15 protein-coding genes are annotated in these 14,698 nt (G+C 34.5%); 12 read left to right on the top strand and 3 right to left on the bottom strand.

Annotation, left to right across the window (positions count from 1 at the left end; all coding sequences use genetic code 11):
- The first annotated feature begins 266 nt into the window (after positions 1-266).
- From WOCAOBSORBRA_RS03010 to WOCAOBSORBRA_RS02980, 7 genes are all read left to right on the top strand, one after another.
- Positions 267-788 carry a cytochrome b gene (locus WOCAOBSORBRA_RS03010; protein ID WP_174515899.1) on the top strand — a complete coding sequence of 174 codons (522 nt, stop codon included), beginning with the start codon at positions 267-269 and terminating at the stop codon, positions 786-788.
- Positions 789-793: 5 nt separating this feature from the next.
- Positions 794-1,822: an NAD(P)H-dependent flavin oxidoreductase gene (locus WOCAOBSORBRA_RS03005; RefSeq protein WP_174515898.1), complete on the top strand. Its 1,029-nt coding sequence runs from the start codon at positions 794-796 to the stop codon at positions 1,820-1,822.
- A gap of 122 nt (positions 1,823-1,944) precedes the next feature.
- Complete coding sequence (locus tag WOCAOBSORBRA_RS03000; RefSeq protein ID WP_155969231.1) at positions 1,945-3,195, top strand: hypothetical protein; 1,251 nt, start codon at positions 1,945-1,947, stop codon at positions 3,193-3,195.
- Between the two features lie 94 nt (positions 3,196-3,289).
- The gene (locus tag WOCAOBSORBRA_RS02995; RefSeq protein WP_022626145.1) at positions 3,290-3,664 is read left to right on the top strand and encodes a hypothetical protein; all 375 of its coding nucleotides are present in this window, start codon (positions 3,290-3,292) and stop codon (positions 3,662-3,664) included.
- Positions 3,665-3,708: 44 nt separating this feature from the next.
- Complete coding sequence (locus tag WOCAOBSORBRA_RS02990) at positions 3,709-6,063, top strand: VirB4 family type IV secretion/conjugal transfer ATPase (RefSeq protein WP_174515897.1); 2,355 nt, start codon at positions 3,709-3,711, stop codon at positions 6,061-6,063.
- Positions 6,044-8,863, top strand: coding sequence for a hypothetical protein (locus WOCAOBSORBRA_RS02985; RefSeq protein WP_174515896.1), 2,820 nt, complete (start codon positions 6,044-6,046; stop codon positions 8,861-8,863). Before WOCAOBSORBRA_RS02990 ends, WOCAOBSORBRA_RS02985 begins: the two co-directional genes overlap by 20 nt.
- A 120-nt stretch (positions 8,864-8,983) precedes the next feature.
- Positions 8,984-9,469, top strand: coding sequence for a WBM0748 family T4SS-associated protein (locus WOCAOBSORBRA_RS02980; protein ID WP_010082090.1), 486 nt, complete (start codon positions 8,984-8,986; stop codon positions 9,467-9,469).
- Here WOCAOBSORBRA_RS02980 and WOCAOBSORBRA_RS02975 read toward each other — a convergent pair.
- A complete protein-coding gene (locus WOCAOBSORBRA_RS02975; RefSeq protein WP_015589424.1) occupies positions 9,466-9,957 on the bottom strand; it encodes an SH3 domain-containing protein in 492 nt (163 codons plus the stop codon). The genes WOCAOBSORBRA_RS02980 and WOCAOBSORBRA_RS02975 overlap by 4 nt on opposite strands.
- Before the next feature lie 70 nt (positions 9,958-10,027).
- Between WOCAOBSORBRA_RS02975 and WOCAOBSORBRA_RS02970 the strand changes: the two genes are divergently transcribed.
- The 3 genes from WOCAOBSORBRA_RS02970 (at position 10,028) to WOCAOBSORBRA_RS06270 (ending at position 12,267) form a co-directional block, all read left to right on the top strand.
- The gene (locus tag WOCAOBSORBRA_RS02970; RefSeq protein WP_174515900.1) at positions 10,028-11,383 is read left to right on the top strand and encodes a dihydrolipoamide acetyltransferase family protein; all 1,356 of its coding nucleotides are present in this window, start codon (positions 10,028-10,030) and stop codon (positions 11,381-11,383) included.
- 69 nt (positions 11,384-11,452) lie between these two features.
- Positions 11,453-12,025, top strand: a complete 573-nt coding sequence (locus tag WOCAOBSORBRA_RS02965) for a hypothetical protein (RefSeq protein WP_246165611.1) — start codon at positions 11,453-11,455, stop codon at positions 12,023-12,025.
- Positions 12,026-12,030: 5 nt separating this feature from the next.
- Positions 12,031-12,267 carry a hypothetical protein gene (locus WOCAOBSORBRA_RS06270; protein ID WP_246165610.1) on the top strand — a complete coding sequence of 79 codons (237 nt, stop codon included), beginning with the start codon at positions 12,031-12,033 and terminating at the stop codon, positions 12,265-12,267.
- Positions 12,268-12,312: 45 nt separating this feature from the next.
- Here WOCAOBSORBRA_RS06270 and WOCAOBSORBRA_RS02960 read toward each other — a convergent pair whose 3' ends face one another.
- Complete coding sequence (locus tag WOCAOBSORBRA_RS02960) at positions 12,313-13,533, bottom strand: KAP family P-loop NTPase fold protein (RefSeq protein WP_174515895.1); 1,221 nt, start codon at positions 13,531-13,533, stop codon at positions 12,313-12,315.
- A gap of 3 nt (positions 13,534-13,536) precedes the next feature.
- Positions 13,537-14,142, bottom strand: coding sequence for a recombination mediator RecR (gene recR / locus WOCAOBSORBRA_RS02955; RefSeq protein ID WP_174515894.1), 606 nt, complete (start codon positions 14,140-14,142; stop codon positions 13,537-13,539).
- A gap of 222 nt (positions 14,143-14,364) precedes the next feature.
- On the opposite strand from recR, the gene WOCAOBSORBRA_RS02950 reads away from it, so the two are divergent.
- Together WOCAOBSORBRA_RS02950 and WOCAOBSORBRA_RS02945 are read left to right on the top strand one after the other, a co-directional pair.
- The gene (locus WOCAOBSORBRA_RS02950; RefSeq protein WP_174515893.1) at positions 14,365-14,517 is read left to right on the top strand and encodes a hypothetical protein; all 153 of its coding nucleotides are present in this window, start codon (positions 14,365-14,367) and stop codon (positions 14,515-14,517) included.
- Positions 14,518-14,538: 21 nt separating this feature from the next.
- The gene (locus tag WOCAOBSORBRA_RS02945) at positions 14,539-14,676 is read left to right on the top strand and encodes a hypothetical protein (protein ID WP_174515892.1); all 138 of its coding nucleotides are present in this window, start codon (positions 14,539-14,541) and stop codon (positions 14,674-14,676) included.
- Positions 14,677-14,698: the final 22 nt, after the last annotated feature.

The following is a 14,698-nucleotide window of genomic DNA, read 5'->3' as shown; positions in this document are numbered from 1 at the left end:
CCAGATACGTTGAGTTTTTTTGTCATTTAATCTGTACAGAGAAGATAAATAAATAGCTTCAGTTTCATGATAAGGGGGCTGGCGAAGGGTGTCAAGTAAGTTTTGCATTTGATCCGTTTCTATGACTTAGATGCCAGTGCCTGCTACTTGACTCTCGGCTGGGTCGAATTTGTATAGCTACATTGTCGGTAAATCTAAATTGCTTTAATAATTTTGATTGAAAAATAGTTTTTCTATTATATAAATGCTACTTTAGGGTAATCAAAATGGAAGACGATAAATATAGCCTAGGTTTAAGGGTTATCCATTGGTTGATGGCTGTTTTTATTATCGGTATGCTTTGTTCTGGACTTTATATGAAAAGCCTGCCACTTAGCAATGAAATTAAGTTCAACATATACGCTATTCATAAGGCTTGCGGTATCACTATTCTTGGATTAATCATAGTACGCATATTTTTTCGCGTCTTTACTTATGTTCCACCACTTCCAGCAAATTTTTCTCGGTTTGTAATCAATATAAGTAAAGCAGTACACTTTGGTTTATATTCTTTAATGGTGCTAATGCCACTATCTGGCTATGTTATGTCTTCTGCTTCTGGCAAACAGATCAAATATTTTTTTCATATCCCTTTGTTGATTAATCAAAACAAAGATCTAGCTAACGCAGCTAATCAGCTACATTCGATGTTTGCGTATTTTATGGTACTCTTTATAATCTTACATATACTTGGCGCTTTGAAGCACACATTTATAGATAAACAAAACATTTTTAAACGCATGATATAGGTTATATGTTAAGTAGCCTCTGGAAAAAAGGAACAGATTTTCTTGGCAGTGAGTTTGCTATAATGGGTGGTGCTATGAGCTGGGTTTCAGAGAGAAACTTGGTCTCAGCAATCTCAAACGCTGGTGGTTTTGGTGTGATTGCATGTGGTGCAATGTTTCCAGACTTACTGGAAAAAGAAATCATAGAGACGCAGCAATTAACTAACAAGCCATTTGGTGTAAATCTAATTACTATGCACCCAAAGTTGAGTGAGTTGATAGATGTGTGTATTGAAACGAAAGTGAGCCATATAGTGCTTGCCGGTGGACTGCCAACAAAGCCTAATATAGAAAAAATCAAGGGTGCGGGCATTAAAGTTATGTGCTTTGCACCAGCATTAAGCCTTGCGAAAAGGTTAGTAAAAATGGGAGTAGATGCATTAATAATAGAAGGAATGGAAGCAGGTGGGCATATAGGTCCAGTTAGCACTTCTGTTCTTGCACAAGAGATATTGCCTCATTTTAAAAATGAACAAATACCAGTGTTTGTTGCAGGTGGAATAGGAAGAGGTGAAATGATAATTAATTACCTGGAAATGGGAGCAAGTGGCTGTCAAATAGGTACATTATTTGTCTGCACTAATGAGTCAATTGCCCACAAAAATTTCAAGGAAGTGTTTATTAAATCGGCCGCACGTAATGCAATACCTTCTGTACAGATAAGTGCTGATTTTCCTGTAATTCCTGTAAGAGCTATAGCTAACAAAGCAAGTGATGACTTTATGAAGCGTCAAAAAGAAGTTATTGATGAATACCAAAAGGGACAGATCTCAAAAGAAGATGGGCAGCTTGAAATAGAAAAGTTCTGGGCTGGAGCTTTAAGAAGAGCAGTGATTGAAGGAGATGTTGAAACGGGATCTTTAATGGCCGGTCAAAGTGTTGGCATGGTTGATAGGGAAAAGCCTGTAAAAGAAGTAGTGGATATGTTAGTTCAACAAGCAAACAATTATATTGAGAGCAAATCTGTAGAAGTAGAAAACCCAGAAAGCAAATAGTTAAGCGACCTCACAATAAGCAAGTTGCCATTAATTATCCATAATATGGCATAATTATCCAATTTTAATGTAAAATTAACGCTAAAGAGGTATCTATACATTTTATTTGTATGGAGGAGTCTATGCCAGGTACTTTAAAAAAACCTCAGAATAATAAAGAAGTTATTAACCAACAATTGCACGACACTATATACAAAAAGGTAACAAAAAAAACACATAATCATGAAAGCCCAAAAAAAAATGGAGATGGAACTATCAAAAAATGCATAGAGTTGTTCAAGGAAGGAGCTAGTCCTGAGGTATTAACTGAATTAGAAAAATCGCTGAGAGAACAATTAGAAAAATCACCAGAAAAACAAGAGGAATATCAAAAACATTATAAGTATTATATCGAAAACTTTCTTCCTGCATTGAAAGATGAAGTAATAAAATCAGAAGAACTAGCTGTACCTACAGTATTTAACAATGAAAGAGAACAATCACAAAGACCACAAACAAAAAGAGGAAAAATAGTAAAAACAATTTTGGATATTACTAACAGGAGCAGCAGTGTAAGCTCAATACCAAATGCTGTTGAAGAAAATATTGAAGATCAAATGCAGCTAGGACATATTGAAGAGCAAAACAACACACAAGAAACACCCTTGAATGTAGCTGAGAAAAAAAGTGGTGATACTAAAATACTTGGCCAATTAGATATTCCGAAAGAGGTATCTAGAAAATATAGTAAAGTTATGGAGCAATTAAAGAAGAATATAAAAACTCCTAAGCTTGGTAACGGTAGTGGTTCAGATAGTGGAATAAACTCACCTGGACTGAGTGAAAAAAACTCGATATCACCAATAAATAGTAGAAAAAACAGTTTAACATCAATAGCAAGCACTTCATCTGAGGAAAGTTTAAACTCAACATTGAGCTCTGTTGAAGAAGATAATGGCTTACAACCAGAGGGTGGAGAAAAAACTGAGTTATTAGAATCAAATTTGGAATCCCCAAAAGAAAACGAGACTCAAGTGCAGCCAGAGCAGACTGTAAAAAAAGAGCCAAAAATGCAAGAAAATGAAAACTCAGATGGTCAAGCAAATCCAGATCAAGTTAAGAAAGATATCCTACTTAAAAACCAACCCAATAACAGAAATCTTCACGTTGCATTTGTAGCAGGTTGTGCTCTCTCCACAATAGGGTGCATTGTTGCAGGAGCAATGACATCAGGATTGATAGGAGCAGGACTACTTGCTATGGTTGCAGTGCTTGCTATAGCAGCAGTAGCTGAATTGCATTCAAACTTCCTATCAAGTAAATTAACATCCATTAATGTGAGTCCTCTTGTTGATGATAAGAGCTTACAGCATGTTCACAGCGGTAAAAATTAAATATGTGTTACTTGTAGTGGATAAGTGAATTCAGTTCTTGCCTATTGATATAAAAGTTGTTATATTTGAGGAATGTTTAAAAGGTGTTTAGTTGATGCGCATTCAATTGAATAAAGTTTTGGTTTTTATAGCCTTATTAAGTTTCATTTTTGCATCATATTCTAGCGAAGCAAGTTCGGCGAGTGATGAATTAAAGGGTATACAAGAAACGGTAAAAAATTTTATTTCTTCATTTTCAGTTAAAGATACTGTAGAAAATATGAGTCCTTCAACAATCATAGGGTTGTGTATAGCTGCAGTGATACTTGCAGTAGTGTTCAGAGGTCTAATCTTTTTTATGATAATGTTTGGTGTACTGGTCCTGATGTTCGGTAGTACAGAAAAGGCAACAGACTACTTAAAAGAAAAATTTAACTTTGCAAAAGATATAAAATTACAATCCGATAGCGAAAAAAAAGATAAAAATTAAGATAGTATTTTTATCTTTTTTAATTATCTTTATTGAATACGCATATGCAGTTAAAAGTACCAACAGTTAACTCTAAGCTTAAAAAAAAGAACAACTTAGCATTACTAGAAAGCATTGATTTAGATTTTGTTCCTTATGCTTGTCATTACGATGAAGAAACCATACTAACAAAACAGGGAGAATTGTTAAAAATAATCAAGTTAGAAGATTATTCTTCTGTTGATAACTACAGCGACCTCAGAACTGAAATTAGAAAAAGCATATCAAAAAATATTAATAGCCTGTATTTTACCGTTTGGATTCATACCGTTAGAAAGCGCAATAAACTGAGCTTGAAATGGAATAAAACTGAAGACTTCTCTGACAACCTACATTCAACGTGGTTTAATAAACTAACTGATAGTAAATTACAGTATATAAATGAACTATACATTGTAATATTGTTTAGCGATTTTGGCAAGCATACTAATAATTCGTTTTTTTTCAATAGAATAAAGAATAAGCATAAGTTGTCTTTACAAGAAAGCCATCAGGAGTTGCAAAAGATAACTGACGTAATTCAAAATGATTTAGGACCTTTTGGAGCTAAAAAACTGAGTCTAAGGTTTAGTGAAGGTAAAATATATTCTGAAATGATAGAATTTCTCCACTATATTGTTACATTAACGCACAAAGATTATCCAATACATGAAAGGGACCTGTCGCAATATATTAGAAATTTTAAAATAGCTTTTGGTTTCAATACGTTTCAAACAATATTTGAAAATCAACAGAAATTTGGCTCTATTTTCAGCATAAAAGAATACCGGGAAATCTCTTTAGGTAATATAGATAGATGCTTGCAGCTTGAATCTGAATTTATCATTACAGAAATAATGATATTTACTAGTAATAACAAAGCAATAAAAGAATTTAAAAAACAAATCAACATGCTGCAAATTAGTGAGGATAATACCTTACTTAAAAGCTCAGGAATTGAAGAAATAATAGAGCTTGAAAAGACCTCTAGTATAGACTTCTGCCAACAGAAAATTATTTTTACAATATTTGCAGATGATAGGAATAAGTTAGCTGAAAGTATTAGTGATTTATCTTCTATAATGTCATTAGTTGGCTTCATGATGTTTAGAACTGATTTACATATGGAAAGTCATTTTTGGGCACAACTTCCAGGCAATTTTGCTTTTATTACGCAACCGAAAAATATCTTAACAAAATACGCTTGCAGCTTTGCTATGCTGCACGATTTTACGTCAGGTACATTAAAAGGAAGAAGGTGGAAAGAAGCGGTAATGATTTTTTTCTCAAAAAAAGGAAATCCTTACTTCTTTAATTTTCATGGAAAAAGAAATAATGGCCATACTACGATACTCGGAGCTCCAAATTCAGGCAGAACTTCACTCATTAATTTTCTATTATCAGAATCAAGAAAGTTTAACCCAAGAATTGTCATATTGGATAACACTGGAAAATCAATAATTTTTACTAAAGCAGTGAGTGGTAAATATTACATAATCGATCCAAAATATAAGGACAAAAGCCTAAAATTTAATCCACTAAACATTGAAGATAGTGCTTCCAATCGCAATATGTTGGTTGAACTGATCAGAAGAATGGTAGCCGATACGAGCTTGGTGGACGTAGAAGAAAAGATAAGAAAAATTGTGGATTCTATATTTGCTATACCCAAGGAATCACGTTCTATTTCACAAATTTCTGAGGTGCTCTTGCTCCTTGGGGGTAAGATAAGTAGATGGTGTGACGATGGTGACTTTGCTTACTTATTTCAAGATGGTAATGAATCAGATATTGACTGGGAAACAAAAATTATATCTCTCAACACCGCAAACCTTACAAAACAAAAGGAATGTATGTCCGTGATACTTTACTATTTTTTATATTCTTTTGAGGCAAAATGTGATGGCTCGCCTGCAATACTTGTTTTGGATGAAGCATGGGAGATAAGTAATATTTTTCCTACAGAGAAAGAGTTTGATAACTGGATGCAAAGAATGACGGAACTAAATGTTGTAGTAATCCTAAGTACTGAAAATTTAAATCTCGCATTTGCTAGCAAATTTACTCAATATTTAGATAAACATGTTGATACAAGAATCTTGATGCCGAACGTCAATGCAAATAGATTATACATGAAGGCATTTTCTCTATCGAAAGAGGAGCTGAATATAATTCTGCAGACGCCAACACAGGAAGGTTTATTTTTGATAAAACAGTACAAAGGATTAGTAACCTTAAATCTGGATTTGAAGGATATGCAAGAAATACATGTACTTTCAGCTAACAAAGAGACTATAAAGTATATGTATGAGGCAATAAAAGAAAAAGGAGAAGAAGTTAATGAGTGGTTACCGGTATTTTATGAGAAGTGTAAGGCTTAATTTCTTATTGATATTTTTTTTGATACTTGGTCTTTCGTATCAAGGATATGCTGATTGTCCAACATTTGTAGAAAGTAATACTTGGTGGGAAGCAATAGTTGGTGGAGATTGGGTAAAGGAAATTAAGGTGCAAGCAATAAAAGATCAAGGAGTTGATGGTTACTTTAATCCCAAAATTAGAGTATGTGCTTATGATGGACAAAGTTATTGTTATGACTTACAAAGTGGGGAATCCTGCCGCCAGATATATGGAACGCAAGGTACAGGAGCTGGAGTTTCTGCTGCAGCTTTTATTGATTGGGAAGGGGATAAAACAAAAGCTGGAGGAGAAATTGCTCGGGGTCTTAAATGGGAATGGGCAGACGGTGTTACTGATGAGGAAAAAAGAAGATTCGCTAACTCTCCTAAAATATGTGCTTGCAGTCAAAAAGGGGCTTGTATGTCAGGAATTTCTTCATGGGGTTCTAGAGTATTTTCGGGTGAGAATATTTTCCGTCCTGGGGAGATGGAAAAAGTCTGTGATACCTGCTACCAAACGGCAGTAAAATGTGCTCCTGTGCCACTTGCACCTAGCCCCCCTCCATTCTGTGAACAACTTGCGATGTCACCTCCACAAGTTAGAATTGTTCCTATAACAAATGAAGATAATGATTACTTCGATCCAAGAGTTGGGGTGATAATTAGCGGACTGGAGGAAAGAAAAGAGTTAGGTTTTCCACACGTTGTTTCAAATAATGAGAACATTCCAAATCACTCATATACTGTTACAGATAAGGATACTCACTATTACTTCAAAACCTATAGAAAAAAGGGCCAGCTCTGCGCTGAATACCATGGAACTAAAAGTATAGACAAAAAAAATCCACAGTTCGTCCGCTGTTTCCCTGCACCACCTGCTCCAGAGCCTGAAGTAGTAGAAATAGTACAAAGTAACACGTCTGGAAAGCAGAGTGACACGTTAAAGATAAGAATGAAGATGAGCGAGAGCACTTGTACTTATGAAGCACGTGGAACCTACAGTGATGGTTTATGTACTTTTAATGTTAATACCGCTGTAAATATTGGCCCCCTATCTTTAAAAGTAGTAAAACCAGCAATAGTAGCAAAAACAACTGATAGTAATATTGATAATATTATAGAAGGTATATTAGAAAGTAATCCGCAACAATTTAAAGTTCTGAAAGAATATGGCTATGTTCCTGATGTGCAAATTAAATGTTCTAAAGGCGGAAGTTTTTATAGTTTTAATGATTTTGAGAAAAAGTTAAAAGACAAATCTATTCAATGTGAATTTAATAACTCTGGGCAGCCGGAAATAGAAGTAAAGTATAAAGGAAATTCTAACAGTAAAATGCTTTGTCTTTCTGGATGGCAGCCAGAACCAGAGGAGTTTGTTCTTAAAAGAGAAAATAAAATAATACCACTAAAATTAATGGGAACAAGATATACTAAATACAATGCTGTTTACTCCAAGGAATCAAATCAGTTCTATTATCTTCCAAGCAAGGAAAATAAAAGAGCCGATCTCTTAAACAGAGATCAGAGTGAGTTAGATAAAATAATATTCAATAAGCAAGGGTATGTTTTCTTCCCTGACAACAATAAACAGGAAAAGGGGAAATGCAGTTACTGTGTAAAAAGAAATGATGAGATAGACGATACATTTAAATCTAGTAAAGGACTGAAAGTAGTGTACAAATTGACGGATGTAGAGCATAGAGAAAAATGTAATCAAGGTGATGATGGTTGTATCTGCTTTACTGGAACATGCAGCCGTTCAACACGATATGTAGACAAAAAAAACACTCAACCTTTTTATACAAAGATTTCACAAAATACAAATGGCGTTGTCACGCAACCAGAAGCACCAATAAAAGCAAACAGAACGGAGGTCTTTTACGCTGATAAATTGTGTAGGTTCGATTTAGAAGGTCTCAAAAAGAAATTAAAAGAAAAATTAAAAGAGATAATCAAGGAACAGCTGAAAAATAAGAAACCAGATCTTGAAAAAAATAATGAAAAATCCTATGATCATAAAAATAAAGATGTTTATACAGATGACTTATCAATAAAATTTGATCGTATTAAAATAGAAGCGTGGGGAAGTGGTGAAGCAGGTCATATACAAGGTAGTGGCTGTGACAATCAAAAATGCCATTCTACTGAAAGCAGAGTAGGGATGCCAGGAGATTATATTAAAGCTAAACTGAAAATCGATCCTAATTATCCTATAATTAAGGTGCAAGTCACAGAGGGAGGGGGTAACCAGGAAAGTAACCTCTCAGATAAGGACGGGGGACCTGTTTTCATAGAAATGTGCAATTCGCAGAAGCAACATTGCCAGCAACTGATTACTGTTGCAGGTGGAGGTGAGTATAGAACATACGGTGGTAAGGGTTATGAGGAAACAGTAATTCATAAGCAAGATTTAAAGCTAGAGGAGAAAATTGTAAAGGCAGATAAACTGAAGTCTACACAAGACAATCAAATAGCATATATAGAAAATGGTGAAATCAAGTATGAAACAGTAGAGTGTGGAAGTGGTTTGAGAAGCAGTAGATCTGGTGCAGGTGGCTGCATTAATAAAAGCAAAGGAATTTATGGTAAAGGCTCTCCAGGGTATGTGAAGATTAGACCTATTATAAAGGAATTTGACGAAGAAGAAATAAATGCTGCTATTAAAAAAGTAATAGAGGATCTATACGATCTTGAAACTATGACTGATTTTTGGGTAGGGGATCTTAACGTGAATATAAGTGGGATAATTAAAGAGGAAATCAAAAAAGAATTATCAAGGTAAAAAGATATAGCTCTGGAAATGATGCTCTTGTCTTAATAATTAATTAAAGTAAAGCATGTAGTAAATGGTGTAATTGCTGTATCTTAACAAAAAGGTATAACGAATGTAGGAGGGTGCTTTATGTCTCTAAAGAATAAAATTTCTGAGTTAATAGAACAACAATTTAGCATTAAATACCATGACAATTATTTGGCTTACACTATACATAATTGGGCTGCAAGCGAAATATCTGATTCTATTACTTTTTGCATAATTGGTTGTGGAAATTGCAAGATTGGATATCAAGATGTTGCAAAGTCATTCAACATAACAAAAGAAGAAATTGACCAAGGTAATATTGCAAGCATAGAAAGTAAAATAAAAAGTGAAGCTGAAAAATCAGGTAGCGAGTTTTCTGAGTTGATTTCTAGAGTGGATCAATCGCTAAAAGAGCAGAGTGAAAAGTCTATTGTACAAATTTTAGATTCATCCGCTGAGGAGATGTTAAGGAGTTTCTGTGATAGCCCTGTACAGTCTCCAGAGCCTCAAGAACCCTCTGCTTCATCTGAAGAGCATGCTACAGAAGGCCCAGAAACTAGTGTTAATTCAGATCTTTTGTCAACCTAATCAACCCCATATATATGTTTTTTTTGTACCCATGCTTTGCGTTTTGGGGTGGAAAGAAAGCACCATTCTTCGTTACACTTTTCTATTTTCATTACAACAAATTTGTCTATTTTTATAGTAATCTTGCTGTCTACACTCTGTTTTTGATATCCATAAGTATCTTCTTTTACAATCGCGTAGCGCTTATCACTAAGAAGATTGCCTTTTATCCATCCGCAGTCTTCATCTATATCGCAGACCTTTTTCCAACTCTCAAACTCTTCTATCACTTTCAGGGGCAGATTTTTGCAAGTGTATATCCATTTTACAGGATAGTGAAACCCTGGCCCCGTTCTCATGTTGATCTTATTTGATTTGGTTGAAACAAAGTTGTTAGCAAACAAGCTATGGCTAAATAATAAAAACAATAGGATAATAGTACTGAACCAAGATCCCAGTGTCACGCACTGGGATAACGTGAGGGATAGTGTAACAGACTTATTCATCATAATTCACGATTAGGTTGACATAAGATAAAGAGTAAATTAAAAATTGAATAGATCTTTAAATGCAAAATCAATGCCTATAGAAATATTAATGCCTGCTCTTTCACCGACAATGAGCAAAACTGGAGGAAAAATTGTAAAGTGGCATAAAAAAGAACAAGACAAAGTTGAAGTAGGCGACGTAATTGCTGAGATAGAGACTGATAAAGCCATAATGGAGTTTGAATCTATAGATGAAGGAGTTTTAGCAAAAATTTTAGTAACAGAAGGAACAAGTGGCGTGCCTGTAAATCAACCAATAGCTTTAATGCTGGAAGAAGGAGAAGATGAAAGTGCACTTAACAACTATACTTCAACTTCCATCAATAGTGCAGTTAAAAAGGAAGTGACAAAAAGTGCTGTTGATAATCAAAAATCAGAACACCAAGATTTAAACGGAAAGCCAATAAGTCATTCTTCGGTGTTATTCCAGCGCGTGACGCTGGAATCCAACCCCTCAATGTCATCCCAGTGCTTGACACTGGGATCTAGAAAAGAAGAATGGATCCCAGTGTCAGCTACTCAGATGACAGAGGGTTATGCAGAAGGTAGAACAAAAATAAGCCCATTAGCTAAGAAAATAGCTCAAAATGAAGGGGTTAATGTGCAGCAATTAAAAGGTACAGGACCATATGGTCGCATAATTAAGGCTGATGTGTTGGAGTTTTTAGGTAGTGGTACATGCACTGAAAGTCCTGAGATAGTTGAAGTAAGCAACATACGCCAAGTGATAGCACAGCGCCTGACTGAATCCAAACAGAATGTTCCACATTTTTATTTAACTGTAGACTGCCAGGTTGATAAGTTAATATCGTTAAAAAACGAGATTAACTCAGCAGATGAAAACAATAAAGTAACAATCAATGACTTAATTATCAAAGCTGTGGCTTTTAGCATGAAAAAATTTCCTGATATAAATTCTTCGTGGATAGATAATAAAATACTTAAATACTCGAATGTAGATATTTCAATCGCTGTGGCACTTGAAGATGGGCTAATTACTCCTATAGTAAAAAATGCTGATAAAAAGGGTATTTTATCTATATCAAAAGAAGTGAAAGATTTAGTAAGCAGAGCAAGATCTGGAAAATTGAAACCTGAAGAATTTCAAGGAGGTGGGTTTACTATTTCTAATTTAGGGATGTTTGGTATAAAAGCCTTCAGTGCTATAATCAATCCACCGCAATCTTGCATTATGGCAGTTGGTGCATCTAAAAAACAACCAATTGTTATGAATGAGAAAATAGAAATAGCAGAAATAATGACAGTAACACTTTCTGTTGACCATAGAGCAGTTGATGGGGCACTCGGAGCAAAGTTTTTAAATGCCTTTAAGCATTATATAGAGAATCCTCTGGTGATGCTTATTGAAACTGCGGTAATCTATTAGCATTGTTATTACAAAATTAATACCTCTAAGTTTATACTTTTATTAGTTAATAGGTTTAGAGGTAAAAAAATGAATACTACAGTAGAAAAAAATAATCCAAAAATTTTTTCTAAAAATGAAAACTCAAAAGGCATGGTTGTTCCACCTGTTCCTCCGAAATCTTCCCAAGCTAAATTTGCTGGAATAAAAGCAATTTTTGAGCAAAATGCATCTCATTTCCAAGCAAATGATAGTAATAAAACAGTGAGTAGCAATCTTGGAAGAACATTTGGCCCAACAATGCGAAAACTCATGGAAGACAATATTCATAGCACTCCTAACAAACAACGCCGTGATTCAGGGGGTAGTGGTATCAGTGATGTTAGTAGCAGCACTTCTGATGATGAGGATAGAACAATAAAAGATAAAATGATGGAAAATGTTAAGCAGGATAACCATCAAAAAAGCTTTGATTTACATAAAGTACAAGCAACTGATGAATTAGAAACCGTAAAATTTCTCAAAACGCTAAGCAAGAAAGAAAGAGAAAAACTTGGTTTTTCTCCTAAACAGCAAAATAACCAAAAGGTTGAGACTAGCAAAAAACTTATAATCCACTTGATTGGAATCCAATCTATCAAGGTAAAAAGCTCTTTAGCTTAGGCAATATGTCGAGTAATTCGTCTTCATGTAGTGAAAAAAGCAATATTTCAGATGTAAGCGATAAGTCTAATAATTCAAACATTGTTAGATGTAATATTACTAGGAGTAACAGTAAGGAAGACCTTCGTAAACCTGATGCTTCACATAATGACAAATCTGCAGGTAAAAAATTATCTAATGTCAATGTAAGCGAATTAATCAGAAAGTTTGAACAAGGTAATGACATAGTAAAAGGGCGTTAATCAAATGTTACCCTATCTTTGTATATGTGAAGGTAGGGTATCTTTTCAAAATAGTATATCCTTTATAGCTTTGTTAATTTTTGACTCCCTCTCTGCAAAAGCAGTTTCTAGAGAGGTTTTAAGTTTTTCCCATTCTTCTTGACCATTTAGAACTAAAGATTTATATTCATTTTCAATTTTTTCCAAGGATCTTTGACATGAGGAATCTAGTTCCTCATATATATCAATATTTATTGATTGCAGTATTACCAAAAATGCAAACAAATTCGGATCAGGTAATTCTTCTCTTGTGTGATTCAGAAGACACAGCTTTATTTTTTTTACGCAGTATTCTATTGTTTTTAACGATAGTGACAGGCTTTCTGCATAAAATATAAAACTATCTACAATCAAATTTTTTGACTTTTTCGGTAATTTAATATTTTCAAATAGTTCTTTTGTAAATTTTTCTATCGGTTGTTTTGGCAAATGTAAAGAGAGATCAGTAAAAGATTTTAGGTCAAAATTTGGTCCAAGTATTGTGCTGATTGCTCTTTGTACATTACTCTTATCTTTACTTACAGAAATAATGAAAACCAGCCCCTCCACATCAAGCATATACTTTATAGATTCCAAAAAATCGACAACGAATTTAGGACGGCACACATCAAGATTATCCACCATTATATAAATGTTTTTGTCTTTTCTGATTTTATTAACCACATCCGCTAACTGTATTTTGAAATCTCTAGTACTCTCTTTTCTTCTTTGGAGAAGACTTAATTCACTCAAGACAAAACCTATGTCTTTTTTATCAGCCTCTTTTGCAGCATCAAGAAATACTGAAAGCATAGCAAGTGGAGATTTACTGATCAGCTTTCCTAGTGTGTTTAGAGAAAATAGCTCTTGGTTTATGTTCTTGAACTGTTGTATAACGCTTCTTTTTACTTCATACGATGCAAATAAATCTTCAAATAGAAAATTTAAAAAAGAAGGAAGTGGTTGGTCCAATGCATTGATATCCCATGCACTATAATAAGCTACAATTTCATTTTGCTGTTTTAACTCTTTTACCCATTCTTTCAAAAAAAACGTCTTGCCCCATCCATCATATCCTTCTAAAGATATTATTGTAAAAGACTGATCAATTGTTTTAATTATAGTGTTGAATTTACCTGAAAATTGCTTATAGTTTAGGCGGTCATTTTCCCAAGCCACCACTTTAAGTGGTGGCGCTATTTCTTTCTTTTTGAATGTTATTAGCGATATAAGTTTTTTTAAGCACATGTCTTATTTTATATTTAACTCATATTCTTGTCTTGAAGTAAGTGCTATCCTCAGCGTTCCTTCATCTAGGTAGTCAATTTCTCCGCCCATTGGTATGCCGCAAGCAAGACGTGATATTTTCATATTCAAGTTTTTTAGCAATTCAATTATATATTGTGCAGTAACTTGACCCTCTAATGTCGGATTAATTGCAATAATTATCTCTTCAACTTTAGATTTTGTCACTCTTTCCAGAATAGTATCAAGGTTAAGTTCTTTTGGACCTATGCCATTTATCGCAGATAATCTGCCACCCAAAACATGGTATAAACCTGAATATATACTTCCTTTTTCAAACGCCCATAGATCACCTAATTCTTCTACTACACACAGTAACTTAGTGTCACGTTTTGGGTTAGTACAAATAGAACAAGGTGACTTAGTATCTAGATTTCCGCAAACTTCACACTCTATTATAAGATCTGCTAGCTCTTTAATCAAAGATGCAAGTGGTAGCATAACTTTTTCTTTGTTTTGGAGTAAATGTATAACTAACCTGCGTGATGATGATGGCCCTAAACTTGGCAATTTAGAGAAAGCATGAACTAGATTTTTTATGTTAACGTTCATTCAATAAATTCAGAATAGGCAGTCAAATGGTAACATCAAACCCTTTGTAAAGAAAGTGGTAAGTTTCTCTTGATCCCACTTTGATCAGCTATAGAAAAAATTTTTTACTTTAACGAAAAAAATTACTTCCGCACATTTAAAGCCTGATTATAATAGACTTCTTGCATAACCCAAACTAAGTAGAAAAAAGGTATCATCCAAGTAGCTGACACTGGTTCCTTTATGACGGCAGTACCTTCTCCTGTCATCCGAGTAGCCGACTACTTGGATCCAGGAAATTTAACTCTACCAAGTAAATGTACAATAAGAACTAGATTCCAGACTGGAATGACAGCAGTCCTACGTCATACCGCGATTCATTCTCGGTATTTCTAGATCCCGCTAACAAGTGGCGGGATGACGGTTGTCAGGCTAGCTGTCATCCCAGTGCCCAGACACTGGGATGACAAAAAAAGGAGCACTGGAATGACAGCAATCTACGTCATACCGCGATTCATTCGCGGTATCTCAGCCGCTAACAAGAGATCCCGCTAACAAGCAGCGGGATGACGGTTGT

The organism is Wolbachia endosymbiont of Cardiocondyla obscurior, assembly GCF_902713635.1.
GTDB lineage: Bacteria > Pseudomonadota > Alphaproteobacteria > Rickettsiales > Anaplasmataceae > Wolbachia > Wolbachia pipientis.
This window is presented reverse-complemented; position numbering and strand designations above follow the sequence as displayed.

Coding starts and splice junctions, on each gene's coding strand:
- WOCAOBSORBRA_RS03010 (WP_174515899.1), top strand. CDS start 267: ATGGAAGACGATAAATATAGCCTAGGTTTAAGGGTTATCCATTGGTTG.
- WOCAOBSORBRA_RS03005 (WP_174515898.1), top strand. CDS start 794: ATGTTAAGTAGCCTCTGGAAAAAAGGAACAGATTTTCTTGGCAGTGAG.
- WOCAOBSORBRA_RS03000 (WP_155969231.1), top strand. CDS start 1,945: ATGCCAGGTACTTTAAAAAAACCTCAGAATAATAAAGAAGTTATTAAC.
- WOCAOBSORBRA_RS02995 (WP_022626145.1), top strand. CDS start 3,290: ATGCGCATTCAATTGAATAAAGTTTTGGTTTTTATAGCCTTATTAAGT.
- WOCAOBSORBRA_RS02990 (WP_174515897.1), top strand. CDS start 3,709: ATGCAGTTAAAAGTACCAACAGTTAACTCTAAGCTTAAAAAAAAGAAC.
- WOCAOBSORBRA_RS02985 (WP_174515896.1), top strand. CDS start 6,044: ATGAGAAGTGTAAGGCTTAATTTCTTATTGATATTTTTTTTGATACTT.
- WOCAOBSORBRA_RS02980 (WP_010082090.1), top strand. CDS start 8,984: ATGTCTCTAAAGAATAAAATTTCTGAGTTAATAGAACAACAATTTAGC.
- WOCAOBSORBRA_RS02975 (WP_015589424.1), bottom strand. CDS start 9,957: ATGATGAATAAGTCTGTTACACTATCCCTCACGTTATCCCAGTGCGTG.
- WOCAOBSORBRA_RS02970 (WP_174515900.1), top strand. CDS start 10,028: ATGCCTATAGAAATATTAATGCCTGCTCTTTCACCGACAATGAGCAAA.
- WOCAOBSORBRA_RS02965 (WP_246165611.1), top strand. CDS start 11,453: ATGAATACTACAGTAGAAAAAAATAATCCAAAAATTTTTTCTAAAAAT.
- WOCAOBSORBRA_RS06270 (WP_246165610.1), top strand. CDS start 12,031: ATGTCGAGTAATTCGTCTTCATGTAGTGAAAAAAGCAATATTTCAGAT.
- WOCAOBSORBRA_RS02960 (WP_174515895.1), bottom strand. CDS start 13,533: ATGTGCTTAAAAAAACTTATATCGCTAATAACATTCAAAAAGAAAGAA.
- recR (WP_174515894.1), bottom strand. CDS start 14,142: ATGAACGTTAACATAAAAAATCTAGTTCATGCTTTCTCTAAATTGCCA.
- WOCAOBSORBRA_RS02950 (WP_174515893.1), top strand. CDS start 14,365: ATGACGGCAGTACCTTCTCCTGTCATCCGAGTAGCCGACTACTTGGAT.
- WOCAOBSORBRA_RS02945 (WP_174515892.1), top strand. CDS start 14,539: ATGACGGTTGTCAGGCTAGCTGTCATCCCAGTGCCCAGACACTGGGAT.